The sequence below is a fragment of the Actinotalea soli genome, from assembly GCF_017565425.1.
In the GTDB taxonomy this organism is placed as follows: Bacteria; Actinomycetota; Actinomycetes; order Actinomycetales; family Cellulomonadaceae; genus Actinotalea; species Actinotalea soli.
Map to the genome: position 1 here is coordinate 25,311 of NZ_JAGEMK010000012.1, position 25,218 is coordinate 50,528.

The 25,218-nt window shown below is 73.6% G+C and carries 29 protein-coding genes and 1 tRNA gene; 15 read left to right on the top strand and 15 right to left on the bottom strand.

The window, feature by feature from the left end; translation table 11 throughout:
• The 8 genes from J4G33_RS16235 to J4G33_RS16270 all read right to left on the bottom strand — a co-directional run bounded on the left by J4G33_RS16235 (position 1) and on the right by J4G33_RS16270 (position 6,741).
• A complete protein-coding gene (locus J4G33_RS16235; RefSeq protein ID WP_208057049.1) occupies positions 1 to 678 on the bottom strand; it encodes a TetR/AcrR family transcriptional regulator in 678 nt (225 codons plus the stop codon).
• Between the two features lie 161 nt (positions 679 to 839).
• Positions 840 to 1,265, bottom strand: a complete 426-nt coding sequence (gene dtd, locus J4G33_RS16240) for a D-aminoacyl-tRNA deacylase (protein WP_208057050.1) — start codon at positions 1,263 to 1,265, stop codon at positions 840 to 842.
• On the bottom strand, positions 1,262 to 2,332 hold the full coding sequence (locus J4G33_RS16245) for an asparaginase (protein ID WP_208057051.1): 1,071 nt from the start codon (positions 2,330 to 2,332) through the stop codon (positions 1,262 to 1,264). The genes dtd and J4G33_RS16245 overlap by 4 nt, the downstream gene beginning before the upstream one ends.
• Positions 2,326 to 2,664: a DUF2516 family protein gene (locus J4G33_RS16250; RefSeq protein ID WP_208057052.1), complete on the bottom strand. Its 339-nt coding sequence runs from the start codon at positions 2,662 to 2,664 to the stop codon at positions 2,326 to 2,328. Before J4G33_RS16250 ends, J4G33_RS16245 begins: the two co-directional genes overlap by 7 nt.
• Before the next feature lie 9 nt (positions 2,665 to 2,673).
• Positions 2,674 to 3,909: a GGDEF domain-containing protein gene (locus tag J4G33_RS16255; RefSeq protein ID WP_307793971.1), complete on the bottom strand. Its 1,236-nt coding sequence runs from the start codon at positions 3,907 to 3,909 to the stop codon at positions 2,674 to 2,676.
• Positions 3,910 to 3,963: 54 nt separating this feature from the next.
• On the bottom strand, positions 3,964 to 5,046 hold the full coding sequence (locus J4G33_RS16260) for an FUSC family protein (protein WP_208057054.1): 1,083 nt from the start codon (positions 5,044 to 5,046) through the stop codon (positions 3,964 to 3,966).
• Positions 5,047 to 5,062: 16 nt separating this feature from the next.
• The gene (gene ygfZ, locus J4G33_RS16265; protein ID WP_208057055.1) at positions 5,063 to 6,184 is read right to left on the bottom strand and encodes a CAF17-like 4Fe-4S cluster assembly/insertion protein YgfZ; all 1,122 of its coding nucleotides are present in this window, start codon (positions 6,182 to 6,184) and stop codon (positions 5,063 to 5,065) included.
• On the bottom strand, positions 6,181 to 6,741 hold the full coding sequence (locus J4G33_RS16270; protein WP_208057056.1) for a heme-binding beta-barrel domain-containing protein: 561 nt from the start codon (positions 6,739 to 6,741) through the stop codon (positions 6,181 to 6,183). Before J4G33_RS16270 ends, ygfZ begins: the two co-directional genes overlap by 4 nt.
• A 142-nt stretch (positions 6,742 to 6,883) precedes the next feature.
• Between J4G33_RS16270 and J4G33_RS16275 the strand changes: the two genes are divergently transcribed.
• Entirely contained in the window at positions 6,884 to 7,261 is a 378-nt protein-coding gene (locus J4G33_RS16275) for a DsrE family protein (RefSeq protein ID WP_208057057.1), read from the top strand.
• 22 nt (positions 7,262 to 7,283) lie between these two features.
• On the opposite strand, the gene J4G33_RS16280 is transcribed toward J4G33_RS16275, so the two are convergent.
• Entirely contained in the window at positions 7,284 to 8,018 is a 735-nt protein-coding gene (locus J4G33_RS16280) for a hypothetical protein (RefSeq protein ID WP_208057058.1), read from the bottom strand.
• Positions 8,019 to 8,203: 185 nt separating this feature from the next.
• On the opposite strand from J4G33_RS16280, the gene J4G33_RS16285 reads away from it, so the two are divergent.
• From J4G33_RS16285 to J4G33_RS16320, 8 genes are all read left to right on the top strand, one after another.
• Complete coding sequence (locus J4G33_RS16285; RefSeq protein WP_208057059.1) at positions 8,204 to 8,980, top strand: winged helix-turn-helix transcriptional regulator; 777 nt, start codon at positions 8,204 to 8,206, stop codon at positions 8,978 to 8,980.
• Between the two features lie 201 nt (positions 8,981 to 9,181).
• Complete coding sequence (locus J4G33_RS16290; protein ID WP_208057060.1) at positions 9,182 to 12,076, top strand: DUF4040 family protein; 2,895 nt, start codon at positions 9,182 to 9,184, stop codon at positions 12,074 to 12,076.
• Complete coding sequence (locus J4G33_RS16295) at positions 12,073 to 12,381, top strand: sodium:proton antiporter (RefSeq protein WP_208057061.1); 309 nt, start codon at positions 12,073 to 12,075, stop codon at positions 12,379 to 12,381. The genes J4G33_RS16290 and J4G33_RS16295 overlap by 4 nt, the downstream gene beginning before the upstream one ends.
• On the top strand, positions 12,378 to 13,997 hold the full coding sequence (locus J4G33_RS16300) for a monovalent cation/H+ antiporter subunit D family protein (RefSeq protein ID WP_208057062.1): 1,620 nt from the start codon (positions 12,378 to 12,380) through the stop codon (positions 13,995 to 13,997). The genes J4G33_RS16295 and J4G33_RS16300 overlap by 4 nt, the downstream gene beginning before the upstream one ends.
• A complete protein-coding gene (locus J4G33_RS16305) occupies positions 13,994 to 14,434 on the top strand; it encodes a Na+/H+ antiporter subunit E (protein WP_208057063.1) in 441 nt (146 codons plus the stop codon). The genes J4G33_RS16300 and J4G33_RS16305 overlap by 4 nt, the downstream gene beginning before the upstream one ends.
• On the top strand, positions 14,431 to 14,688 hold the full coding sequence (locus J4G33_RS16310) for an MrpF/PhaF family protein (RefSeq protein ID WP_208057064.1): 258 nt from the start codon (positions 14,431 to 14,433) through the stop codon (positions 14,686 to 14,688). The genes J4G33_RS16305 and J4G33_RS16310 overlap by 4 nt, the downstream gene beginning before the upstream one ends.
• The gene (locus tag J4G33_RS16315) at positions 14,685 to 15,059 is read left to right on the top strand and encodes a cation:proton antiporter (RefSeq protein WP_208057065.1); all 375 of its coding nucleotides are present in this window, start codon (positions 14,685 to 14,687) and stop codon (positions 15,057 to 15,059) included. Before J4G33_RS16310 ends, J4G33_RS16315 begins: the two co-directional genes overlap by 4 nt.
• 9 nt (positions 15,060 to 15,068) lie before the next feature.
• Positions 15,069 to 15,983, top strand: a complete 915-nt coding sequence (locus tag J4G33_RS16320; RefSeq protein ID WP_208057066.1) for an alpha/beta fold hydrolase — start codon at positions 15,069 to 15,071, stop codon at positions 15,981 to 15,983.
• Here the strand turns inward: J4G33_RS16320 and nth are convergent.
• Entirely contained in the window at positions 15,943 to 16,719 is a 777-nt protein-coding gene (gene nth / locus J4G33_RS16325; protein WP_208057067.1) for an endonuclease III, read from the bottom strand. The genes J4G33_RS16320 and nth overlap by 41 nt on opposite strands.
• Positions 16,720 to 16,850: 131 nt before the next feature.
• Here nth and J4G33_RS16330 point away from each other — a divergent pair, with 131 nt between their 5' ends.
• Both J4G33_RS16330 and J4G33_RS16335 read left to right on the top strand, forming a co-directional pair.
• A complete protein-coding gene (locus tag J4G33_RS16330) occupies positions 16,851 to 17,261 on the top strand; it encodes a hypothetical protein (RefSeq protein WP_208057068.1) in 411 nt (136 codons plus the stop codon).
• Between the two features lie 64 nt (positions 17,262 to 17,325).
• Positions 17,326 to 18,003, top strand: coding sequence for a Crp/Fnr family transcriptional regulator (locus J4G33_RS16335; protein WP_307793974.1), 678 nt, complete (start codon positions 17,326 to 17,328; stop codon positions 18,001 to 18,003).
• 88 nt (positions 18,004 to 18,091) lie between these two features.
• On the opposite strand, the gene J4G33_RS16340 is transcribed toward J4G33_RS16335, so the two are convergent.
• Genes J4G33_RS16340 through J4G33_RS16350 form a run of 3 tightly spaced genes read right to left on the bottom strand, consistent with a single transcriptional unit; the run spans position 18,092 to position 19,082 of the window.
• A complete protein-coding gene (locus tag J4G33_RS16340) occupies positions 18,092 to 18,562 on the bottom strand; it encodes a RidA family protein (protein ID WP_208057070.1) in 471 nt (156 codons plus the stop codon).
• The gene (sp36, locus tag J4G33_RS16345; protein ID WP_208057071.1) at positions 18,562 to 18,729 is read right to left on the bottom strand and encodes a Sp36 family protein; all 168 of its coding nucleotides are present in this window, start codon (positions 18,727 to 18,729) and stop codon (positions 18,562 to 18,564) included. The genes J4G33_RS16340 and sp36 overlap by 1 nt, the downstream gene beginning before the upstream one ends.
• Before the next feature lie 56 nt (positions 18,730 to 18,785).
• Positions 18,786 to 19,082 (bottom strand): WhiB family transcriptional regulator, encoded by a 297-nt coding sequence (locus J4G33_RS16350; RefSeq protein ID WP_208057072.1) that lies wholly within the window; start codon positions 19,080 to 19,082, stop codon positions 18,786 to 18,788.
• Positions 19,083 to 19,296: 214 nt separating this feature from the next.
• Here J4G33_RS16350 and J4G33_RS16355 point away from each other — a divergent pair, with 214 nt between their 5' ends.
• The 4 genes from J4G33_RS16355 to J4G33_RS16370 all read left to right on the top strand — a co-directional run bounded on the left by J4G33_RS16355 (position 19,297) and on the right by J4G33_RS16370 (position 23,331).
• The gene (locus tag J4G33_RS16355) at positions 19,297 to 21,720 is read left to right on the top strand and encodes a transglycosylase domain-containing protein (protein WP_208057073.1); all 2,424 of its coding nucleotides are present in this window, start codon (positions 19,297 to 19,299) and stop codon (positions 21,718 to 21,720) included.
• 2 nt (positions 21,721 to 21,722) lie between these two features.
• Positions 21,723 to 22,637 (top strand): metallophosphoesterase, encoded by a 915-nt coding sequence (locus J4G33_RS16360; protein WP_208057074.1) that lies wholly within the window; start codon positions 21,723 to 21,725, stop codon positions 22,635 to 22,637.
• 48 nt (positions 22,638 to 22,685) lie between these two features.
• Positions 22,686 to 22,762: transfer RNA gene (locus tag J4G33_RS16365), tRNA-Pro, on the top strand.
• 68 nt (positions 22,763 to 22,830) lie between these two features.
• Positions 22,831 to 23,331, top strand: a complete 501-nt coding sequence (locus J4G33_RS16370) for an NUDIX hydrolase (protein ID WP_208057075.1) — start codon at positions 22,831 to 22,833, stop codon at positions 23,329 to 23,331.
• 36 nt (positions 23,332 to 23,367) lie between these two features.
• Here J4G33_RS16370 and J4G33_RS16375 read toward each other — a convergent pair whose 3' ends face one another.
• Positions 23,368 to 24,120, bottom strand: a complete 753-nt coding sequence (locus J4G33_RS16375; protein WP_208057076.1) for an ABC transporter permease — start codon at positions 24,118 to 24,120, stop codon at positions 23,368 to 23,370.
• A gap of 1 nt (position 24,121) precedes the next feature.
• Positions 24,122 to 25,120: an ABC transporter ATP-binding protein gene (locus J4G33_RS16380; RefSeq protein ID WP_208057077.1), complete on the bottom strand. Its 999-nt coding sequence runs from the start codon at positions 25,118 to 25,120 to the stop codon at positions 24,122 to 24,124.
• Positions 25,121 to 25,218: the final 98 nt, after the last annotated feature.

Below are 25,218 nucleotides of genomic sequence, written 5' to 3' on the forward strand. Positions count from 1 at the left end.
TCACTCCTCGTCGTGCGGCGCGCGGCTGGGCGCGTCCTCGTCGGGCGCACGGACGGCGCCCTGGTGGTGGGGACTGCGCGCCGCGGCCAGCAGGGCGGCCACCGCGGTCCGGGCGCGCGCCTCGGCCCGCGGGTCCCGCAGCAGACGGTGCGCGTGGTAGTAGGCGAGCATCACGCCGTAGAGGTCGGCGGCGAACTGGTCGGGGGCGACGTCGACGCGGAACTGGCCGTCCGCCACCCCCCCGGCGACGATGCGCGCGATCGTCCGGACCAGCTCACGGTGCTGCTCCTCGAGGAGGTCGCGGACGGCCCCCTCCTGGTCGTCGAGCTCGACGCTGGCCTTGACGATCAGCACCCCGCCCGGGGCGAAGGTCCGCCCGCAGGCCAGCCAGCGGTCGACCAGGGCGTGCACCCGTGGCTCCCCCCGCGGGGCCTGGAGGGCTGGCCGTACGACAGCCGCGGCGAACTGCTCGGCCGCCGTCTCGAGGACCGCGAGCTGCAGCGCCTCCTTCGAGCGGACGTGCGCGTAGAGCCCGCTCTTGGACAGCCCCGCCTCGGCCGCGAGCTGCCCCACGGTCAGGCCGCCGAGGCCCACCCGGCAGGCCACCTCGACGGCCCGCTCGAGGATCGCGGCACGGGTCCGCTGCCCCTTGCTCTCCTCGCTCGCCCCCGCATCCACTCGAGCAAATTAGCACGATCGTGCTTTTCTCGTGTCAGAAGCCCAGGTCGCCAGAGGTATCCCACCGTCTGACACGAGACCAGACCACGCTCGTGTCAGACGGTGGGGGTGCCAGGGGTATCCCAGGTTCTGACACGAGAGGGGGTGGGGAGGGAGGGGGGTCAGGCCTCGAGGAGGATCGTGGTCGGGCCGTCGTTGACGAGCTCGACGGCCATGTCCGCGCCGAAGGCCCCGGTCTCCACGCGCAGGCCGCGAGCGCGCAGGTCGGCGACGACGGCGTCGACGAGGGGCTCGGCCACGGGGCCGGGGGCTGCTGCGTTCCAGGTCGGACGGCGACCCTTGCGGGTGTCGGCGTAGAGCGTGAACTGGCTGACCACGAGCACCGGGGCCCCGGCGTCGACCGCCGAGCGCTCCTCACGCAGGATGCGCAGCTCTGCCACCTTGCGCGCGATGAGCGCCACCTGGTCGGCGCCGTCCTCGTGGGTCACCCCGACGAGCACCACCAGGCCGGGCTCGTCGATCTGCCCGACCACCTCGCCGTCCACGGTGACCGAGGCGCGGCTCACGCGCTGCACGACGGCCCTCACGACGCACCCCCGCGCGCAGCTCCCGCGTCCAGCACGGCACGGACCTCACCGACGGGGACGCCGTGACCCAGGACCGGGGTGCGACCGACCTCGCGCAGCGCCGTCAGCACCTCCTGCATCCGGGCACCATCGCCGCGCGCCAGCACCGACTCGCGGGTCCTCGCCCCGTCGAGGGCACGCTCGAGGGCACCCGCCACGACGACGGCGCAGGGCCGCATCGACCCGTCGCGCACCTTGAGGGCCAGGCCGGTCCCGTCGGGCAGACCCGCCGCGTAGACGCCGTCCGCCCCGTCCTTGACGACCAGGCCCGGGACCGCACGCATGAGGCGGGTGACCTCGCGGCCGGGGCCCCCGACCAGCTCGGGGTGGCGGACCATCACCCGGGCGACCCGCGCCTCGGGGGTCTCCGGGGCGTCGAGGGGCAGCTCGTCGCCCGCGCCCGCGGCAGCGCTCGCGATCCGCCCGAAGGCCCGGGCCAGGCCCCGTGACGTCGTCGAGAGCAGCGGGGCCCCGCACCCGTCGACCGTGGTCAGCTCGACCGGGACCCCGGTGAGCTCGGTGAGGGTCGCACGGATGGCCTGCTGCAGCGGGTGCTCGGGGTCGAGGTACGTGGCGGTGTCCCACCCGAGCTGGGCGCAGGTGCGCACCATGGCCGCGTGCTTGCCCGAGCAGTTCTGCGTGACCGAGGAGGCGGTGCCGCCCTCGGCCCGCCAGAGGGCGGCTGCCTCGGGGTCCGAGGGGAGTGTCGGGGTGTTGAGCAGGGCGTCGACCCCGAGACCAGCCCCCTCGAGGACGGCCCTCACCACCGCGAGGTGCTCGGCCGAGCCGTCGTGGCTCGCACAGGCCAGCGCCAGCCCGCGGTCGTCGATCTCGAGACCGGCGCGCAGCATCGCCACGGCCTGCAGGGGCTTGACCGTGGACCGGGGCCAGATCGTCGCGTCGGGGTCACCGACGGTGAGCTCGGACGAGGCCCCCTCGGGCCGACCGGGGACGAGCACGAGGTGCCCGTGGTGCTCGGACTCGACGAGGCCCCCTCGCACCACCTCGGCGAGGAGCCCGGTCACCATCCGCCGCGCGACCCGCCCGGGCGTCCACCTCGCCCCGAGTACGGGGCGATCGCGGGCTTGACGTCGACGAGGTACACGATCGAGGCCACCGCGCTGCCCAGGGCCAAGAACCTCAGGGCCCCGATGCCCAGCGGCGGCGGGATCGCGACGAAGGCCACGGCGAGGGCGACCCCGAGCAGCACGCCCCAGAACGTCTTGGTCCGCTTGCCCCCCGAGACGAAGGCGGCCGCAGGGCGGCGGGCGAGGTCGGCGATCGCGACCACGCACAGCACGAAGACGAGGAGGTACAGCGCCAGGAAGACGAAGAGCTGCGCCGAGTAGAGGTTGGACACGCCTGAAGCCTACGAGACCGCGGGGCTCGCGGCGTCGGCGGGGCTGCCGACCGACGGGCGCGCGAGGCCGTCGACGGGCGGTCGCGCAGTCCCCTCGGCGTGGTCCGCGGGCACGCTCACGACCTCGACCCGGTCCCGCCCCTCCCGCTTGGCGCGGTAGAGCGCGGCGTCGGCGGCGCGGTACAGGACCTCGAGACGCCGAGGCCCTCGCCCCTCCCCCTGCTCGGCGTGCCCGGCCACGCCCTCGGGCGGCACCAGGCCTCGCGGTCCGCCCACCATCGGGGCTGGGGCGTCGCCCCGCCCGGGCATGACGTGCGCTCCGCCCGCACTGAGCGAGAGGGGCACCGCCGCCCCGTCCCAGACCATGGGCTCGGCCTGGACCGCGTGGCGCAGGGCCTCGGCCCGGTGGCCCAGGGCGTCACCGTCGACCTCGGGGAGGAGGACCGCGAGCTCGTCACCCCCGAGCCGCGCGACGAGGTCCTGGGGCCGTACGTGACCACGCAGCACCTGCGCGACGTGGACGAGGGCGGCGTCCCCCGCAGGGTGCCCGTACGCGTCGTTGAGGTCCTTGAAGCGGTCGAGGTCGATCACCAGCAGCCCCGTGCCCCGCCCCTGGTCCGGGGAGTCGAGGAGCTCACGGGCCGCCTGCTCGAAGGCGCGTCGGCTGGCGAGGCCCGTCAGCGAGTCCGTCGTCGCCCACCTGTTCAGCTCGGCGACGAGGACGTCGTTGCGTCGCCCTGCGCTGACGAGCACCCCGGTGAGGGCGCCGAAGGCCACCGACGCGATCACCAGCTCGGAGGCCACGGCGCTGGGCGGCAGGACCGCGAGGACGACGACGGCGTCGCACGCCGTCGCGACCGCCATGACGAACCAGGCCGCGGGGGCTCGGAGGTACCCGCCCGCGTAGACCACGGCGAAGGTCAGGCTGAACCGCGCCGCGGTGCTCGCGTCCTGCGTGCCGACGTTGAAGGCGGTCACCACCAGGGTCGCGACCACGGGCAGCGCGACGAAGGACACCCGCGGCATCCGCATCGGTCGACGACGGAACGAGACCGCCACGAGGACCAGCAGGAGGGCGACCACGACGGCCAGGGCGAAGGAGGTGACGGTGGTCCCGGGGCGGTCGATCACGACGTTGTAGCCCTCGTACGCGACGAGCACGACCGAGCCGATCGCGGTGAGGGTCGCTGCGACCCGTCCGGCGACCACCCGGTCCCGGGGTTCCAGCGCGTCGACAAGGGTCACCCTGACAGGATCGGGCCGGACAAGCCCGGACATGAGGGACAGACGGTGCCGGTCTCAGATGTCGGGCAGCAGCCCTCGCGCGACCCCCGGCTCGGTGCCCGCGACCTCGAGCAGGTCCACCACGAGGGAGCGCAGCAGGAGGACCACGCCCTGCACCTGCCAGTCATCCCGGGAGACCTCCCACGGGTCGCTGGCCCGCGCGACGGCGGCGAGCCGCTCGCGGGCCTGGGTGGGCACCGCGCCGGCCCCGCGCGCATCGCTCAGCTCGTGGCAGGCCGTCGAGAGCTCAAGGGCCAGCTCGGCCAGCCGGTCGACCTCGTGGCCGTCACGGACGAGCATCGCGCAGCGGCGCGCCAGCACCCGCGCGTTGCGCATGGCACGGTCGGCCCGCACCGCGGCGGTCTCGAGGTCGCCCAGCTCACCCCGGTGCCGGCGGTTGGCGGGAGAGACGCGAGCGTTCTGCCGCGCGTTGGCGGCCTCGGAGCGCCACTGGTCGAGCACGGGCTGCGAGGCGCGGCCCCGCACGAGCGCCTCCTCGACGTCCTCCTCGTCGCCACGGGTCAGACCGCGCCCGAGCAGGCTCACGACCTCGGTGATCTCGTGGATGCCCTCCTCGGCGAGGGACCGGATCCGGCGGCGCGGGTCCTGCGGCCAGAGTGCGGCAGCCACCAGGGCGACTCCCCCACCGACCAGCGCGTCGACCCACCGGTCCACCGGTCCGCCCGACTGCGCCGCGGGCAGCCCCACGATGACGATGGCCTGCACCCCGGCCTGGGTCGCGAGGAGAGCCCCGCGGTCGATGAACCGGGCGACGAGCCCGGCCACCGCCAGGACGACGGCGATCTGCACGGCCCCGCTGCCGATCACGTGCACCAGCAGGTCGCCCAGGAGAACCCCGACGGCGACGCCGATCGCGAGCTCGGCCACGCGGCGCAGCTGGCGATCGGCCGTGAACCCGAGGGCGACCCATGCCGAGACGGGGGCGAAGAAGGGATACGGGTGGCCGAGCACGTGGTGCGCGATGGCCCACGCCAGCCCTGCCGCGGCGCTCGCCAGGAGCACCGGGACGAACGCCCGCCGGACGCGTGCCCAGCCCTGCCGCACGCGTGCCCGGGCGACGACCCGGGCCGAGGTCACGCCCGGTCGACCCGGGTCACGGGGCCGGGCGCGGCGCGAGGCCGCGAGCCACAGGAGCCCGCGGGGCCGGACGGTCGACCGAGAGCCCTTCGCCCGCGACGACGACCTCCTGGGACGCCGCCACGTCGCCCCCGTCGCAGGCCACGACGAGCTCGGCCGTGACGTCGGCGCTGCGCTTGACCACCGCGAGGGCCACCGGTCCGAGCTCGTGGTGCCGCGCGACCGTCGTGACCGCGCCGATCACGCGGCCGGCCAGGCTCACCTCGGCGCCGTGCGCAGGCAGCAGGTGGCCCGAGCCGTCCAGGTGCAGCATCACCAGGCGTCGCGGCGGCCGGCCAAGGTTGTGCACCCGGGCGATCGTCTCCTGGCCCCGGTAGCAGCCCTTGTGCAGGTGGACCGCGGTGCGCAGCCAGTCGAGCTCGTGCGGGATGGTGCGGTGGTCGAGCTCGGTCGCGGCGCGCGGGCGCCACGCGGCGACGCGCAGGGCCTCGGAGGCCCACGTCCCGGCGAGGCGCCAGCCGGCGGCCTCGCGCTCGGCCACGGCGGCCTCGAGCTCGGCGCGGGGAACGAGCACCAGGCGCCACGGACGCTCACGGCCCGGGTGCTCGTCGTCGGGCGGGCCGTAGCGGGTGCCGCCGGCGAGGGTGCGCGGCCACGGGTCGCACCAGGTGACGGGCTCACCGTGGCCGGGCGCGGCGTCCACGGGCTCGCCGAGGGCCGCCCACTGCTCGGTCACGTCGACCACCTCGACGCGCATCATGAAGCGCATCGAGTCGAGCCAGGTGGCCAGCCCGGCCGGGTCGGCGGTGATCAGCCACGTCGTCGTGCCGTCGTCGACCACGGCGGCCGCGTGCTCGACGTGGCCGTGCGGGCTCAGCACGAGCGTCTCGGTCGAGACGTGCGGGGCGAGGGCCGTGAGCTCCTGCGAGGTGATCGAGTTCAGCCAGGTCAGACGGTCGGGACCGGTGACCGTCACGACCCCCAGGTGGGACTGGTCGACCACTGCTCCACCCGCCTCGAGGGCGCGCTGCTCGGCGGTCGGGTCGCCGTAGTGCCAGGCCACGCCGTGGTCGGGCCCGGCAGCCTCGACCGCACCGTGGCGGGCGAGCAGCGGGCTTCGGGGCCCCGCGGCGGTCACGGCTCGACCCGGGTCAGCCGCGCCGAGGCGTAGGACTGCAGCGGCTCGCCGAAGGCGGCGAGGTCCCAGGTCCACATCAGCTCGCCCTGGACGAAGCCGTACAGCCGGGTCGCAGCGCTGACCTCGGCGGCGTCGGGGGTCCGGGCGATCAGGTCGCTCGCGAGGTCGATGCGCCCGTTGCCCACGATGCCGGCGTACAGCGAGAGGTGACCGGCGGGGTCCACCAGCATGAGCTCGACCGGGTGCCTGTCCTGCGGGACGTCGGCGGGGCGTTCGGGCGGGATGCGCCAGTAGCCCTGCTCGGTGCCCCACACCCGAGGCTCGGCCTCGGCGGCGTCGTCGCCGGTGGTGGGGTCGGGCACGGCGTCGGGCGCGAGCCAGAGCGTGCTGCTCCACCGCAGGTACGGGCCGCCGTCGTGGTCGACGACGACCTCCTGCGTGACCGCGGTCTCCGGGATGTTCGGGTAGACCACGACGCCCTTGCCGCGCCACGTCCCCACGAGCCAGGCCAGCGGGTAGACCTCAGGGGCGAGCCCTTCGGGCAGGGTGAACGCCATGGGCTACCGCTGCCCCTGGAAGAGCTTGTAGACGACGTAGCCCGCGAACCACGTGATCGTGATCGCGGACGCGACGAGGAGTCCGATGAAGAAGATCTCGAGGGCCAGCATGGACCGATCCTACGACGCCTAGGCTTCTCGCATGCCTGACGCGCGCGACCAGCCCTCCCTCGTGGTCAAGACGACCTCGGGGGCCGACCGTCCCGAGGCCTGCAACCAGGCCTTCACGGTCGCAGCCGCCGCGGTCGCCGCCGGGGCCCGGGTGAGCCTGTGGCTGACCGGGGAGGCGGCGTGGCTCGCGCTGCCCGGCCGGGCGGGCGACGTCGAGCTCGCCCACGCGACCCCGCTCGCCGACCTGCTCGAGGTCGTGCTGGCCGAGGGTCAGGTCACGGTGTGCACCCAGTGCGCGGTCCGCCGGGGCATCGAGCCGACCGACCTGCTGCCCGGGGTGCGTGTGGCGGGGGCGCCGAGCTTCGTCGAGGAGACCCTGCGACCCGGGACCCAGGCGTTGGTCTACTGAGCTGCGGCGCGGGGCGGACCGATCAGCCGACGAGGACCCGGCCCACGACGTACACGAGGATCCCGCTGACCGAGACGGGCAGCACGAGGGCGGCCAGGGCTGCCGTCCTGCGCTCGAGGGACGGCACCCCGTCGAAGAGAACGTGCAGGGCGGCGACGAGCAGCCCGGTCGCGAGTCCCAGGAGGGCCCCGGCGAGGATCGAGACCGAGGGCATCACGGCGCCCACCGTCCCGCCCGCGACGACGGCAGCGCCCGTGGTCATGACGGCACCGGTCCAGCCTCCCAGGGGAACGGCCGAGACCGCGGCGCCGATCGCGAGGGCCACCGCCCCGCTCACCACCAGGGAGGTGCCCCCCGGGGTCCGCCCCGAGGCCACCCAGCCTGCGGCCGCGGTCACGATCAGCACCCCCGTCACCGTCCCCGTCACGGACTCGACGAGGCGCAGCCGCCCGTCCTGCCGAGCGAGCTCGTTGACGAAGGCCAGCAGCACCGCGAGGGCCAGGACGATCGGCAGGTCCCGCAGGTAGGGCTCGCCCCGGGTCGCCGTGATCGCGAGGACGGCCCCGGCCCCGGAGAGGGCGATCACCACCCCGGCACCGAGCGGGCTGGGCAGGCCGAGCAGCCGGGGCCAGCCGATCGCGAAGAGCAGCACCAGCAGGATCGAGACCCCCACCAGGGGGAGCTCGCCGAAGAAGGCAGCCGCAGCGACGAGGGTGGCCACGGCCGCGGTCAGCACGGCCCGCGTCGAGACGTCCATCAGCGCACCACGGGCCGCGCGAGCGGACGAGCCGGGTCCGGGTGGCGAGGGCGGCGCGCGGGATCGGCGGGCGCGGCGAGGGCGGGGCTGAGCACGGTGCAGAGTCTCGCAGATCGGCGCCTGGTCACCCTCCCGGGCCGACGGCGGTACCTTTACCCCCACGTCATCCGCAGGAGGCAACCCCCGTGGCAGACCTTTTGCTGCTCACACCCAGCGCTGGGGGCTCCGCCCAGGTGCTCCCCGCCCTCGGGCTGCTCGGCCACCGGGTCCGGGTGCTCCCGGTCGAGCCGTCGGCCCTGCTCGACGCGCCCGACTCCGACGTGCTGCTGCTCGATGCGCGGCGCGACCTCGCGGCCGCCCGCTCGACGTGCCGGCTGCTGCGCGCCACCGGGCTGAGCGTCCCGCTGGTCCTCGTGCTGACCGAGGGCGGCCTCACCGTCGTCACGGCCGAGTGGGGGGCCACGGACATGCTCCTCGAGGACGCCTCCCCGGCCGAGGTCGAGGCCCGGCTGCGGCTCGCGATGGAGCGCTCCTCCGAGGAGCACCCCGTCGTCGACGTCGAGGAGATCTCGAGCGGGGAGCTGACCATCGACGCGGGCGGGTACACGGCACGCCTGCGCGGCCGTCCCCTCGACCTCACCTACAAGGAGTTCGAGCTCCTGAAGTACCTCGCGCAGCACCCGGGCCGGGTGTTCACCCGTGCGCAGCTGCTGCAGGAGGTCTGGGGGTACGACTATTTCGGCGGCACCCGGACGGTCGACGTCCACGTGCGGCGCCTGCGCGCCAAGCTCGGCCCCGAGCACGAGCAGCTGATCGGGACGGTCCGCAACGTCGGCTACCGCTTCGACCCCCCGCGGGACCGACCCGGCGTCGAGGTGGTCGCCGAGTCGTCGCGGCCCGTCGAGCCAGTCTCTCCGACCGACCTCGACCCCCACGGCGGGACCCCGTCCGGCCCCTCGTGACGCGCCGGACGTCGGCTTCGCTTACCCTGGGGGGCGGTGCGCCGGGAAGACTGGTCGGCAGTCCGCTCCCCCCTGCCCTCTTGGAGTCCACGTGACTGGCGCACGCCTGTGCCTCTTGGCCGACGTCCCCGCCCTGCGCACCCCCGCAGCGGCCTCCCCGGTCTCCACCCCGCAGCCCACGCCCGTGGGCGGGGGTGACGCGTGATCCTCCCCGTCCTCCTCGGCGTGCTGGTCGTCGCCGTCGCCGCGACCCCGCTGCTCGACCGCGGCCTGGGCCGCAACGCCGGCTGGGTCCTCGCCGGGGTCTTCGGCACCCTGGCCGCCGTGGTCGGGGCGCAGGCCCCGGCCGTCCTCGGCCGCGGCGAGACCCTCGAGTTCTTCGTCCCGTGGATGCCGACCCTCGACGTCGGCCTGCACCTTCGACTCGACGGCACCTCCTGGCTCTTCGCGATGCTCGTCCTGGGCGTCGGCGCCCTGGTCATGGCCTACTCGACGCGGTACTTCCCGCCCGGTCGACGGACCGGCTTCTACGGGCTCATGACCGCCTTCGCGGTCGCGATGCTCGGCCTGGTGCTCGCGGACGACGTCGTGGTGATGTTCGTCTTCTGGGAGCTCACGACGATCTGCTCCTTCCTCCTCATCGGCCTCTCGGGGGAGTCGGCGAACCGGCCCGCGGTCCGCACCTTCATCCTCACCGGCCTGGGCGGCCTGGCCCTGCTCGCCGCCGTCGTGATGCTCATGGTCAACGCGGGCACGAGCCGCCTGTCGACGATCCTCGCCGAGACCGACTGGCAGGCCAGCCCCGGCTGGTCGGTCGCCGTCGCGCTGCTGGTGATCCTGGCCGCCTTCACCAAGTCGGCCCAGTTCCCGTTCCACTACTGGCTGCCCGACGCGATGGCCGCGAGCACCCCGGTGAGCACCTACCTGCACGCCGCGACCATGGTCAAGGCCGGGATCTACCTGCTCATGCGGTTCACGCCGGTGTTCGGCGACTTCCCGCTGTGGAACGTGCTGCTCATCGGCACGGGCCTCGTGACGGCCTTCATCGGGGCCCTGTTCGCCCTGCAGCGCACCGACCTCAAGGAGCTCCTGGCCTACTCGACGGTGAGCCAGCTCGGCCTGCTCGTCGCGATCATCGGCGTCGGCACCCCCTACGCCCTGGCGGCTGCCGGGGTGCACACCCTGGCCCACGCGCTGTTCAAGGCCTCGCTCTTCATGCTCATGGGCGTCGTGGACACGCGGAACGGCACGCGGGACATCCGCGAGCTGCCCGGGCTCTGGCGTGCCATGCCGGCCACGGCCACGCTGATGACCATCGGGGCGCTCTCGATGGCCGGCATACCGCCCCTGCTGGGCTTCGTCAGCAAGGAGGCGATCCTCGACGCGATGGTCGGGCTCCCTGGCGAGCCGTGGGTCGGCCTCCTGGTCGCCCTCGGGGCCGTCGCGGCCTCCACCCTGACCTTCGCCTACTCGTTCCGGATGGTCTACGGGGCCTTCGGCGGATCTCCCGGCACCGCCAAGCACGGCGAGGCCGGCCCCAGCTACCTCCTGGCCCCGGCCGTGACGGCGCTGAGCGGCCTGGTCCTGGCCTTCGCCCTTCCCGTGCTCGACCCGCTGGTCGACCGCCTCGTGCTCGACACGACGGGGACGGCGCACGAGAGCCACCTGGCCCTGTGGCACGGGTTCAACCTGCCCCTCCTGCTCTCCGCGATCGTGATCGGCCTCGGTGCGGTGCTCGCCTGGCAGCGGGTCGCCGTGGACCGGGTCCTGGACCGCCAGCTCGTCCCCGTGCAGGGCACGCAGGTCTTCGAGGCCGCCTACCGCGGCGTGATCGCCGCCGGTGTCCGGATCGGTCGCCTGACCGCCTCGAACGCCCCGGCCCCGTACCTGGCAGCCATCTTGCTGACCCTCGGCGGCACCGCCATCGCGGTGACCCTCGGTCGGCCCGTGGTCCCCGCACAGCCCGAGCCGACCACGCGACCCACCGACTGGCTGCTCGTCGCGCTGATCCTCGTCGCCGTCACCGCGGTCGTGATCACGCGGTCGCGGCTCGCCGCCGTGGCGCTGGTCGGTGTCGTGGGCTTCGCGGTCGCGCTGTGGTTCCTGCTGCTCGGTGGCTTCGACCTCGCGCTGACCCAGCTGCTGGTCGAGATCCTCACCGTGGTGGTCGCGGTGCTCGTGCTGCGCCGGCTCCCGCGCGCCTTCCACCCCACCCCACGCGCACGGCGCCTGGGAGCCGGGGTGGTCGCCGTCGTGATGGGCGTCGCGGCCGGCCTGGCGGCCTTCGCCCTGACCGGCCGTCGGGAGATGTCCCCCGCCTCGGAGTACTTCCTGCGCAACGCCGAGGAGGAGACGGGCGGGACCAACGTCGTCAACACGATCCTGGTCGACTTCCGTGCCCTGGACACCCTCGGTGAGCTCGTCGTGCTGGGGGTCACCGGCCTGATCATCATCGGGGTGCTCGAGTCCGCCCGGCTCAACCACGGCCGTCTGCCCGAGAAGGTCGCGGGCTTCGCGCAGAACGTGGTGTTCTCCGCCCGCGAGAACTCCCTGATCATGCGGACCGTGGCCCGAGGCCTCGGGCCGGTGCTCACGCTCCTGTCCCTCTACCTGCTGCTCCGCGGCCACTCGGCCCCCGGCGGCGGGTTCATCGCGGCCCTCGTCGGCGGCGCCGGGTTCGCGCTGGCCTACCTCGCCGCCCCCGCCGCGGCCCGTGCCCGGATCCGGCTGCCGTACCCGCGGCTCATCGCCGCGGGGGTCGCCATCGCGGGCGGGTCCGGGATCCTCGGCTACCTCGAGGGCTCGTTCCTGCGCCCGCTGCACGTCGACATCCCGCTGCCGGGTGACGGCTACTACCACTTCACCACCGCGCTGATCTTCGACGTCGGCGTGTACCTCGCCGTCATCGGCGTCCTGCTCACGGCCCTGAACCGGCTCGGCACCGAGGACGACATCCACGCCGAGGAGCCACTCGGCCCCGGGGTCGAGAGCACCGACGAGGACGACCCGGACTCCGAGGACGAGACCAACGACGAGATCGACGAGGGGACGGCCGCCGAGCCGGACCTCGCGTCGCCGAAGGGAGGCCGACGATGACCCTCGCCCTGAGCATCGGCATCCTCGTGGCCGGCGGTGTCTTCATGCTGCTGCAGCGCGGGATGATCCGCATCGTGCTCGGCTTCATCATGCTGAGCCACGCCGTGAACCTGATCCTCATGTCGGCGGGGGTGACCTCGCGCCGTGACGCACCGCTCATGGCCACGGCCGACCCCGCCACCGCCGCGGACCCGCTCCCGCAGGCCTTCGTGCTGACGGCCATCGTCATCGCCTTCGCGATCACGATCTACATGCTGACCCTCGCCGTGGCCCGCAGCGACGACGACACCGAGGACCCCTCATGAACGCCGCCCTGCTCCCGCTGATCGTGGCGGTGCCGCTGCTCGTGGCGGCCCTGCTCGTGGTCCTCGACGACTCCCCCGCCGTCCGTCGCTGGTTGATGATCCTGCCGAGCGTCGGCGCCCTCGCCGCGGGCGGGCTGATGATCGCCGAGACGGCCGACGGGACGGTCCTGGCCCACAACGTCAGCCTCTGGCCGAACGGCATCGCGATCCCCTTCGTCGCTGACGCGTTCACCGCGCTCGTGCTCACGACGACGGCCCTGCTCACCCTGGTCGCCTCGGCCTTCGCCATCGCCGTGGGGACCGTCCGCGCCCGGTACTTCCCCGTCCTGGTCCTCGTGCTCAGCGCCGGGGTCTACGGGGCGCTGATGACCGGAGACCTCTTCAACCTGTTCGTCTTCATCGAGGTCATGCTGCTGCCCTCCTACGGGCTCCTGGCGATGACCGGCGGCTTCACGCGGCTCACCGCCGGCCGCCTCTACGTCACGGTCAACCTGCTGACCTCGACGATCTTCCTCGCAGGGGTCGGCCTCATCTACGGGGTGGCGGGCACCGTGAACCTCGCCGAGCTCGCCGGCGCCGCGCACGAGTCTCCCCTGGTGGCCGCCGCCGCCGGGGTCTGCCTGCTGGCCCTGTCGGTCAAGGCCGCCGTCGTGCCGGTGCACGGCTGGCTGACCCGGGCCTACCCCGCGACCTCCCCCGCCGTGACGGCGCTGTTCTCGGGCCTGCACACCAAGGTCGCGATCTACGCGATCTACCGGATCTACGCGGTGGTCTTCGACGGCGACTCGCGGTACCTGTGGATCGGCCTCGTGGTCTTCAGCGCCACGATGGTCATCGGGGTCATGGGAGCCGTGGGCCAGGACACCACCCGGTCCATCCTCGTGTTCCACATGGTCAGCCAGATCGGCTACATCCTGCTGGGGGTCGCGCTCTTCACGCCGCTGGGCCTCATGGCGGGGATCTTCTACCTGATCCACCACATGATCGTGAAGGCATCCCTCTTCCTCTCGACCGGCGCGATCGAGCACGCCTACGGGCACAGCAGGCTCGACCGGCTCGGGTCGATCGCCCGGCGCGAGCCGATCCTCGCGGCGGCCTTCCTCGGCGCCGCCCTGTCCCTCGCGGGCCTGCCGCCCTTCTCGGGCTTCGTCGCCAAGCTGAGCCTGGTCACCGCCGCGGTCGACGCCCAGCAGTGGGCCGTGGTCGCGACCGCGGTGGCGGTCAGCCTCGTCACCCTCATGTCGATGCTCAAGATCTGGGGCACCGCCTTCTGGGGCCCCAAGCCCGACGACGAGGAGGAGGTCGCCGGCAGCGGCACCGGGATCGACTCCCAGGCCCCGCTCGGCAGCCCGGCCGCGACGGCCGAGGCTGACGGAGGCGCCGCTCCGGCCACGCAGACGGCGGTCGCCGCACCGGCGGCCACGGCACCCCGGCCCGAGGACGGCAGCGCGACCCGCTCCCGGGTCCGTCCCGCGGTGCTGCTGCCCTCGGTGGTCCTGACCCTCGTGACGCTGGGCATCGGCCTGGGCGCCGAGGGCCTGCTCTCCCTGAGCAGCCAGGCGGCCGCCGGCCTGCTCGACACGTCGGCCTACGTCGAGGCGGTGATCGGCCGATGATCTCGGCACTGCGCTGGGGGCTGCGGATCCTCGCGTTCCCCGTCTACTACGCCCTCGAGGTGGTCAAGGCGAACCTCGTCCTGGCCAAGGACCTGCTGACCCCGGGCAGCTCGATCAGCGCGGGGTTCATCGAGGTCCCGCTCCGTGCGCGCACGGACATCGAGATCACCACCATCGCCAACATGATCACGCTGACCCCGGGCACCGTCACCGTCGCGGTCCGCAAGGCCCCCGCGACCCTCTGGGTGCACGGCATGTACGTCGAGGACCCGGACTCCTTCCGGGAGGGCATCTACGCGATGGAGGCGCGCATGATCGGCTTCCTGCGGCGCGACCCCGAGCCAGGTCCCGTCCCGCCTCCGGTCGAGCGTCACCCGGCCCCGCCCCCGGACATCGACCCCGTGCCCGAGCACCCCGGACCCGAGGAGCGCGCATGAACGTCATCGACGTGGCCTTCGCGGTCATCGTGCTGTCGATGCTGGCCGCCACGATCCGCATCCTCAAGGGGCCCTCGGACGCCGACCGGGGTGCCGCGGCGGACATCATCTTCTTCGGCTTCGTGGCGCTGGTCGTCCTCCTGGGCCTGCGCCTGGAGACCGGGTACATCATCGACCTCGCCCTGGTCGGGACCATCGTGGGGTTCATCGCCGCGCTGTCCCTGGCCCGGCTGATCACGGGAGGCAAGAGATGACCGTGACCCTCGCCGGCATCGGCACGGCCCTGATCCTGCTCGGCGTCGCGGTCTTCGCCCTCGGTGCCTTCGGCCTGCTGCGGCTGCCTGACGTGTACTCGCGGCTGAGCGGCGTGACCATGGCGGGCGGGCTGGGCATCAGCCTCATCCTGGTGGGCGTGCTGATGCACCACCCCACCCCGCTCAACACCGCCAAGGTCGCCCTCGCGATCCTCATCCAGCTGGGCACGGCGGCGGTCGGCGGCAACGCCATGGCGCGTGCCGGCTACCTGACCCACGCCCAGCGCTCCGCGGCCACGCACCACGACGAGCTCGCCGAGGCCGAGATCGACCCCGAGGCGCCGACCCCGCGGACGAGCCCGGCAGAGTAAGGTCCGCCCGTGACCGATGCGAGCGCCGTGCTGGTGGATGGACCGTGGGAGCACCGCCTCGTCGCGGCGAACGGCTCGCGGTTCCACGTCGCGGTCGGCGCCACCACCCCCGGGGCCGACGACGACGCCCCCTGGGTGATCCTGCTGCACGGGTTCCCCCAGCACTGGTGGGCCTGGCGCCACCAGATCCCGGCCCTCGCCCGCGCGGGCTACCGGGTGGCCGCGATGGACCTGCGCGGCACGGGCGCCTCGGACAAGCCGCCGCAGGGCTACGGGCTGCCGACCCTCGCCCGGGACGTCGCCGGGGTGATCCGTTCCCTGGGTGCGCAGGACGCCGTCGTCGTCGGTCAGGGAGCAGGTGGGGCCCTCGCGTGGTCGATGCCGGCCCTGCACCCCGGGGTGACCCGGGCCGTCGCGGCCCTGAGTGCACCGCACCCGTTGCGGATGCACTCCGGGACCGTGGCCCGCGCACTGCTGACCACCTCGGCGGCCCGACGCCTGGCCTTCGCCCAGCTGCCCTGGTTCCCGGAGCGCCAGCTCACCCACCGCGACCTCACCACGCGCCTGCTCGGCGAGTGGGGAGCGCCCGGCTGGCTCTCGGCCGAGGAGGCCAGGGTCTACCGGGAGGCCGCCCAGGTGCCCTTCGCGGCGCACAGCAGCATGGAGACCCTGCGCTGGCTGGTGCGCTCGACCCCCCGCATGGACGGGCGGCGCTACCTCGCAGCCCTGCGCGCGGCCCCGGCCGTGCCGGTGCTGCAGGTGCACGGCACGGTGGACCGCTGCATCCCGGTCCGGGTCGCGCGTGGCGGCCCCGGGGCGCCCTACCGCTTCGAGACGGTCGTCGGGGCCGGGCACTACCTGGCCGAGGAGGCCCCCGAGGAGGTCACGGCCCTGCTGCTGGACTGGCTGGCCGACCTGCCCTGACCGGGTCGCCGCCCTCGTGGGCTCCTGGGACGGGCCCGCCCTTGACGAGGGCTGCGGCCTGCTCCGGGTCCTGCTCGCCGATGCCCGCCGAAGGGCACAGGACGGCCAGCGGGCAGGCCCCGCAGGCCGGCCGTCGGGAGTGGCAGGTACGCCTCCCGTGGAAGATCATCCGGTGCGAGAACATCGTCCACGCACGCCGCGGGAGCTGGGCGCACAGCTCGGCCTCGACCTTGACCGCGTCCTCCTCCGTGGTCAGCCCCAGCCGTCGGGCCACGCGGCCCACGTGGGTGTCGACCGGGAGGCCCGGCACGTCGAAGGCGTTGCCGAGGACGACGTTGGCCGTCTTGCGCCCGACCCCGGGCAGGGCCACCAGGTCGGCCATGCGCGCCGGGACCTCGCCGTCGTGATTCTCGACCAGGGCGCGGCCCAGCCCTCGGAGGGACTCCGCCTTGGCACGGAAGAACCCGGTCGGGCGGATGAGCTCCTCGAGCTCGGCCCGGTCGGCCTCGGCGTAGGCGCGGGCGTCGGGGTACCTGGCGAACAGGACGGGCGTGACGAGGTTGACCCGGACGTCCGTGGTCTGGGCCGAGAGCACCGTCGCGACGAGCAGCTCGAGGGGGGTCTCGAAGTCGAGCTCGCACCGCGCGTCGGGATAGCGCTCGCCGAGGAGCCGGTCGACGCGCCGGGTGCGGCGGGTCCGGGCGAGGGGGGTCTCCGGAGGGTGCGCACGGGCCATGCCTGCAGCGTACGAGCAGGCAGGCCCATTGGGGTGAACCTGGGACGACCTGGCTCAAGTACCCCCCGGGGGCGCCGACAACTCCCTGGAGCGGAACCGCACGGGCGGGCCCCAGGAGCGAGGAAGGCGACATGGCGATCATGCCGGTCGGTGCGGTGTCGGGTCCGTCCTCGGACCCCCTCGACCGTCGCGCGGCGCGCCGTTCGGTGCGGGCCGAGAAGGCCCAGCTCGATCGCTGGAGACGCCTGCTGCGCGCCCGCCTCGACCTCGCGGTGGCTGCCTTCGCGCCGCCCGAGCCGCTGGGCTCGATGACCTGGGACGTGCTGCCCGAGGCCGGCCACGACCTGCCCTCGACCCGGGAGCTCAGCGCGGCCGTGACGAGCGTGACGCCGCTGGACCCCGTCGAGCTCATGACGCGCCTGCGTCACCTCGACCGCCGGCTCGCCAGCTACGGAGCAGAGCTCGACACGGCCCTCGAGGCCTCCACCGAGAGGATGCTGCGGCAGCTGGCCACGCGTGAGGCGCAGCACGGCGGTCGCTGACCCCTGCGCCATGAGGCAGGATGGGGCGCAGCGCGTGAGGCGCATCACGGAGGGACGGAACGGCGTGGATGACGACGTGGTGCTCGCAGCACCGCTCTTCGCGGCGATCGACAGCGAGGCAGCGCACGCGCTGCTGGCGTCGATGAAGCAGATCCCCCTGCCGCGGGGTCGGGCCATCTTCCACGAGGGAGAGCCCGGGGACAGGCTGTACGTCATCGGCTCGGGCAAGATGAAGCTCGGGCGCCGGTCCAACGACGGCCGCGAGAACCTGCTCGCCGTGCTCGGCCCGGCCGAGATGTTCGGCGAGCTCTCCCTCTTCGACCCCGGCCCGCGCACCGCGACCGCGACCGCCGTGGCCGACGCCGTCCTGTACGAGCTCGGTCACGCCGAGCTGATCGCGTGGCTCGAGGAGCACCCCGCGGTCGCCAAGCACCTGCTCGAGGCCCTCGCGCGGCGCCTCCGCCGTACCAACGAGGCCCTCGCCGACCTGGTGTTCTCCGACGTGCCCGGCCGGGTGGCCAAGGCCCTGCTCGACCTGTCCCGCCGCTTCGGCGAGCCTGCCGAGGACGGTCTGCGGGTCGCCCACGACCTCACCCAGGAGGAGCTCGCCCAGCTGGTCGGCGCCTCGCGCGAGACGGTCAACAAGGCCCTCGCGGACTTCGCCGGGCGTGGGTGGGTGCGCCGCGAGGGGCGGGCGATCGTGCTGCTCGACATCCCCCGCCTGGAGCGCCGCGCGCGCTGAGCCTGCTGGTCACCGACCGAGCGGTCAGCGAAGGAGCGGTCAGCGAAGGAGCGGTCAGCGGGCGAGCAGGCCGCGGCCGAGCGTCATCTCAGCCGAGCTCGACGACCAGCTCGACCTCGACCGGCGAGTCCAGCGGCAGCACCGCGACGCCCACCGCGCTGCGCGCGTGCACCCCGGCCTCGCCGAAGACCTGGCCGAGCAGCTCGCTCGCGCCGTTGATGACCGTCGGCTGACCCGTGAACCCCGGGTCGCTCGCGACGAAGCCGACCACCTTGATCACGCGGCGGACCCGGTCGAGGCTGCCCGCGAGCTCGGCGATCGCGGCGAGGGCGTTGAGGGTCGCGGTGCGGGCGAGACCCGCAGCCTCCTGCGGCGCGACGAGCCCCTCCCCCTCGCCGACCTTGCCGGTCGCGGGGAGCGTGCCGTCGACGAAGGGCAGCTGGCCCGAGGTCCACACCTGGCTCCCCACCCGCACCGCCGGCACGTACGCCGCGACCGGCGCGGCGACCGGCGGGAGGGTGATGCCGAGCTCGGTGAGGCGCTGGCTGACCCCGCTCATCAGGAGCTCTCGCCCGTGGGGCGCTTGAGGTAGGCGACGAGCCCGTTGTTGTCCGGGCCAGGGATCACCTGGACGAGCTCCCAGCCGTCCGAGCCCCACTGGTCGAGGATCGCCTTGGTGGCGTGGACGATGAGCGGAACGGTTGCGTACTCCCACGTGGTGGCCATGGCGCGAGCCTATCGTCGTGAGGGCCCGGACGACGGGGCCCTCACGGCGTCGCGGCTCAGCGCGGGCGGTAGGCGTGCAGCGGGGCGAGCAGGTCCGGCTGGGCCGCGAGCTCCTCACGCCACGAGACGACGTCGGGCCGGCTGCGCAGCAGGGCACGGCGCTGGCGCTCGGTCATGCCACCCCACACCCCGAAGAGCACCTTGTGGTCGAGGGCGTCGACGAGGCACTCGAGGCGGACGGGGCACTCCTGGCAGACCCCCCGGGCCGAGCGCTGCGCAGCGCCCTCGACGAAGAGGTCGTCCGGGCACGCCTCCACGCAGGCCGCGTGCGCCGTCCAGTGCTGGTCCTCCATCGGTCCTCTCCCCCCTCGCAGGTCCACCGTAGACGGCTCGGGCACCCAGGTGTATGGGCCGTTCGGGTCCGCGGGCTCACGGGGCCGTCCCGGGGCTAGCCCGGGGTGGCCCCGGGGTGGCCCCGGGGTGGTCCCGGAGGTGCTCACAGAGCCTCCACACCTCAGGCGCCCGGGAGCCGGGGTGATGACGGTGGGCTCACGTACCCTGGAGGGCATGGTGTCTTCTGCGTCCTCCCGGTCTGGTCAGGGCCGTCAGGTCAACGTCTTCCAGGCCGTGGCGCTGCTCGGGGCGTTCGTGGTCATGGCCGTCCTCGGCGGCGTGCTGGCCGCGGGTCTCGTGATGCCGGCGGTCGCGACCACGAGCACCCTCACCGAGAACTCGGTGCGGCTCTTCGACGACCTGCCCGAGGAGCTCGAGGAGGTGCCCCTGTCGGAGAAGTCCACGGTGGTCGCCGCCGACGGCACCGTCCTGGCCGAGTTCTTCCACGAGGACCGCATCGTCGTGGGCCTCGACGAGATCTCCCAGCCGATGAAGGACGCGGTCATCGCGACCGAGGACCGCCGCTTCTACGAGCACGGCGGCATCGACCCCACGGGCATGGCCCGCGCGCTGGTGAACAACGCGATGAGCGACGACGTCGAGGGCGCCTCGACGCTGACCCAGCAGTACGTCAAGAACGCCCTCATCCAGGCCGCCCAGGTCAGCGACGACCCGGCTGAGGTCCAGGCGGCGATCGCCGCGGCCCGCGAGACGGAGGGCGCGGCCGGCTACGCCCGCAAGCTCGAGGAGGCCAAGCTGGCGATCGCCCTCGAGAAGCGCATCAGCAAGGACGAGATCCTCGAGCGCTACCTGAACATCGCGCAGTTCGGGCTCTCGGTCTACGGGGTCGAGGCCGCGGCCCAGCACTTCTTCTCGGTGCCCGCCAGCGAGCTGACCTACCTGCAGGCGGCGACCATCGCGGGGGTCACGCAGTCCCCGTCGGCCCTGGACCCCGAGCGCAACCCCGAGGCCTCGGAGGAGAAGCGCAACACCGTGCTCCGCCTGATGCGCCAGGAGGGGTACATCGACCTCGAGCAGCTCCGCGCCGGAGTAGGCACCCCCATCGGCGAGACCCTCAACATCGGTGACGTCAAGCTCGGCTGCGGCGAGGCCAACTCGGTCTCCCACGCGGGGTACTTCTGCGACTACGTCACCAAGGTGATCGCCAGCGACGCGACCTTCGGCGAGACCCGGACCGACCGCGTGAACCGGCTGCTGCGCGGCGGGCTGACCATCACGACGACCCTGGACCCCGACCTGCAGCTCATCGCGGACACCGAGGTCAAGAACGGCATCCCGGTCAACGACCCGTCGGGGGTCGCCTCGGCGATCTCGGTGGTCGAGCCGGGCACCGGGCACATCCTGGCGATGGCCCAGAACAGGGTCTACAACAGCTCCCTCGAGACCGCCCCCGGCGAGACCGCGGTCAACTACAACACCGACAGCGCCTACGGCTCCTCCAAGGGCTTCGCCCCGGGCTCGACGTTCAAGCCCTTCACGCTGGTGCAGTGGCTCAAGGACGGCCACAGCCTCAACGAGGTGATCGACGGCCGGCTCAAGCCGCTCAACGAGAACATGTTCACGGCCTGCGGCGCTCCCGGGGTCAACCGCGAGTGGAACCCGGGCAACGCCGAGGGCAGAGGCGCGTTCATGACCGTCCAGGACGCGACACGCAACTCGGTCAACAGCGGCTACTTCGAGATGGCCACCCAGCTGGACCTGTGCAACATCATGGAGACCGCCTCCTCGATGGGCGTGCACAAGCCCGACGGCGAGCCCTTCTCGCCGTACCCCGCCAACGTGATCGGCAGCGACTCGGTCGCCCCGCTCACCATGGCCGCAGCCTTCGCGACCTTCGCCTCGGGCGGCACGTACTGCGAGCCCATCGCGATCACCCAGGTGCTCGACACCAACGGCGAGGAGTTGCCGGTCCCCGAGGCCAACTGCCGCGAGGTGCTCAGCCCCGAGATCGCCGCCGGCATGAACCACGCGCTCAGCCAGGTGTGGACCGGGACCGGCCGAGCCATCGGGGCCCTCGACCGGCCCTCGGCCGGCAAGACCGGCACCACCTCGCGCAACGAGTACACCTGGTTCGTGGGCTACACCCCGCAGATGGCCGGCGCGGTGTGGGTCGGCTTCCCCGACGCGATGCGCCCGGTGCAGTTCATGACCGTCGGCGGAACCTACCGGGACTACACGTACGGCTCCTCGATCGCCGGTCCCACGTGGAAGCGGTTCATGGAGCAGGCCCACGCGGGGCTGCCTGTCGAGGGCTTCACCCCGATCAACGACCGCCTGCTCTACGGCGAGCGGATCGCGATCCCGAGCGTCTCGGGCCAGTCGGTCGACGCGGCCCGCCAGACGCTGGTGGCCCGCGGGTTCAACGCGGTCGTGAGCACCAGTCCCGTGTACTCCTCGGCACCCGCGGGGACGGTGGCCTACACCACCCCCGGCTCGGGGAGCACCTCGACCCGGGGCTCGGTCGTCACGATCGTGCCGTCCCGCGGCCCCGAGCCGCGGTCCGCCCCGGAGCCCCCGGGCGACGAGGGCGGTGGCGATCAGCCCGGTAACGGCCCGTCCGACGGGGACGACGGCTGAGGATGCCCTCCACCCCTCTGCGCCTGCTCGGCGCCGCGGCCCTCGCCGGGGCCGCGGGGTTGACCTGGTCCCTGGTCGAGGCCCGCTCCTACGTGCTCCGCGAGGTCACGGTCCCCGTCCTCGCGCCTGGATCTGCTCCGCTGCGGGTGCTGCACCTGTCCGACCTGCACCTGACCCCGTCCCAGGACGACAAGATCGCCTGGGTCCGGTCCCTCGCCGACCTCGAGCCGGACCTCGTGGTGGACACCGGGGACAACATGGCGCACGTCGACGCGCTGCCTGCCCTGCTGCACGCCCTCGACCCGCTGCTCGGCACCCCCGGGGCCTTCGTCATGGGCTCGAACGACTACTACGCGCCGATCCCCAAGAACCCGGCGCGCTACCTCGCCCCCGGTCGGTTCCCTGTCATCCCGCCCGAGCGCACCCTGCCCGCCGCCGAGCTCGCTGCGACCCTGCGCGACGCCGGGTGGAAGGACCTCACCAACCGTCGGGACGCGCTGACCGTCGGCGGGCAGACCATCGCCCTCGCGGGGGTCGACGACCCGCACCTGGACCGCGACCGCTTCCCCGCCCCGCAGGACTCCCCCGAGGCGGACCTCAGGCTCGGCGTCACCCATGCCCCGTACCGCCGGGTGCTCGACGCCATGCACGCCGAGGGCTCCGACCTCGTCCTCGCAGGCCACACCCACGGCGGCCAGCTGTGCGTCCCCGGCTACGGCGCCCTCGTCACCAACTGCGACCTCGACACCGGCCGGGTCAAGGGCCTGCACGGCTGGCCGGGCGCCCGACCCGACGCCCCGGGGGGCGCGGACTCCACCTGGCTGCACGTCTCCGCGGGCCTCGGCACCTCCCCGTACACCCCCGTGCGGTTCGCCTGCCGGCCCGAGGCGACGCTGCTGACGTTGACGGCCCGCTGACCGGTTTCACCGAGGCGCCAGGCCTGGGCTATCCTTGTCAGGCTCCACCGGGGTGTGGCGCAGCTTGGTAGCGCGCTTCGTTCGGGACGAAGAGGGCGCAGGTTCAAATCCTGTCACCCCGACCATGGGCACACGAGCCCCTGACCAGCGATCACGCTGGTCAGGGGCTCGTCTCGTTCCGTAGCATCGGTGCGTGCCCGTACCAGAGTTCATCACCCACCTGCGCCGCTCGATCGGCCACGACCTGCTGTGGATGCCGGGGGTGTCAGCCGTCGTCCTCGACGACGCGGGGCGCGTCCTCCTGGGCCGCCGCTCCGACAACGGCCGGTGGGCCGTGCCGAGCGGCATCCTCGAGCCAGGGGAGCAGCCGGCCGTCGGGCTGGCCCGCGAGGTGCTCGAGGAGACCGGCGTCGAGGTCGAGGTCATCGCCCTCACCGCGGTCGAGAGCGGTGAGCCCATCGGCTACGACAACGGCGACCGCGCCCAGTACGTCGACCTGTGCTTCTGGTGCCGTCCCGTCTCGGGCGAGGCCCACGTCGCCGACGACGAGTCCCTCGAGGTCGGGTGGTTCCCGACCGACGCCGTCCCGCCAGACCTCCTGGACACCTCGGTCGGCAGGCTCGAGCGCGCCCTCGCCTACGTCGCCGAGCACGAGGCCGGTCGCGGGCCCCAGACGTTCTTCCACCGGGACTGACCGGTCGGGCCCAGCGGCCGGACTGACCGCTGGGTCTCAGCGCCAGCGGAACATCCTCGCCGCGACCGGGATGAGCACCGCGGTCCAGCCGATCATCGCCAGCATCTGGGTGACCGGCAGCCCGTCGCCGAACCACCCCTCGCTCATCGCCTGGGCGGCAGCCCCCAGAGGCAGGTACGCCGCCACCTCGGCGAGCCCGGCGGGCATCAGCGGCCCCGGTGTCCACACCCCCGCGAGGAAGAGCATCGGGAAGTACAGGAGCATGCCGACCCCGTTGGCCGAGGAGGCCGTCGGGACGACGGCGGCGAGCACGCAGCCCAGGGCGGTCATGTGGACCGCGCCGAGCAGGAAGCCCACCAGGACCACCCCGGGCTGGCTCGGGGCTGCGACGTCGAAGGCGACCGAGGCCGCCACGAGGGCCACGGCCACCGCGACCACCAGGGCGGCGATGTTGATGCTCACCTGAGCGACCAGCAACCGTGAGGCAGGCAGCGGCGTGGTCGACAGACGGCGCAGCACCCCCTTCTCGCGATAGGTGCCGAAGACCGCAGGGAAGGTCGTGAGGGAGGTCGTCGCGATGGCCATGGCCACGGCGACCGGGGCGTAGAGGTCGATGGGACGCAGGCCAGCGAACCCGGGGATGTCGCCGATGGGCTCACGCATCCCGGGCAGCGCGAAGGCCATGAGCACGAGCAGCACCGTCGGGAAGGCCAGGGCGAAGAACACCGTCCCGGCGTCACGCAGGTAGAGCCGTCCCTCGGCGAGGGTCAGGGCACGGAGCGCGGTCATCTCAGGCCTCCTGGTAGCTGGGGGACGCGGTGCGACCGGTGAGGGTCACGAACGCGTCCTCGAGGGTCATCCGCTCAGCCGCGACATCCACCGGCTCGAGCCCGGCACGGGCGAGGGCGAGCAGCGCCGGGCCCACCATCTCCCGGCCCCCGCGCAGCACGACCTCGTCCTCAGGGGTGACGACCGTGGGCGAGGTCTCGGGGCCGGCCTGGGGCGGGGTCACGCGCAGCTCGGCGAGCTCGTCCACGGCCTGCAGGGCCTCGTCCAGGGCGCGGCGTGGGGTCGTCGTGGCCAGCCGGAGGCGCAGCACCTGACCACCCTGCACCGAGGCGATGAGCCCGGCGGGGGTGTCGGTCGCCACGACCTCGCCCTGGTCGATCAGGACCACCCGGTCGCACAACCGCTCGGCCTCGTCCATGAAGTGGGTGACCAGCACGATCGTGACGCCGTCGTCGCGCACCTGCTCGATGAGGTCCCAGGTGTCCCGCCGCGCCTGCGGGTCCAGCCCGGTGGTGAGCTCGTCGAGCACCGCGACCTCAGGGTTGCCCACCAGGGCGAGGGCGATCGACAGCCGCTGCTTCTGCCCGCCCGACAGGCCTGCGTACGGGGTGTCGAGGTGGCCGCCCAGGCCGAGCCGCGCGGCGAGCTCACGCCCGTCGGCCGGGTCGTCGTAGAAGGAGCCGTACAGGTCGAGGGCCTCCCCGGCGCGGAGCTTGGCCGGGAGCTCGCTCTCCTGGAGCTGGCAGCCGACCCGTTGCCGCAGCGCGGCGCCGTCCCGGGCCGGGTCCAGCCCGAGCACCTCGACCCGCCCGGCGTCCCGTACCCGCAGGCCGGTGAGGCACTCGACGGTGGTCGTCTTGCCGGCACCGTTGGGGCCGAGGACGCCGAGGATCTCACCTCGGCGCAGCTCGAGGGAGACGTCGGTCACGGCGGGAACCCCGCCGTAGGACTTGGCCAGGTGCTCGACCTGGGCGATGACAGGGGCAGGAGAACTGGTCATGGCGGGCTCCTCGGTCGGGAGAGGGCAGGGACGGGTAGGGACGGCGCGCGGGCGCTTCGCGGGTCGCTGGCGGCGGCCCGCTCCGTGGGTCCACCGGC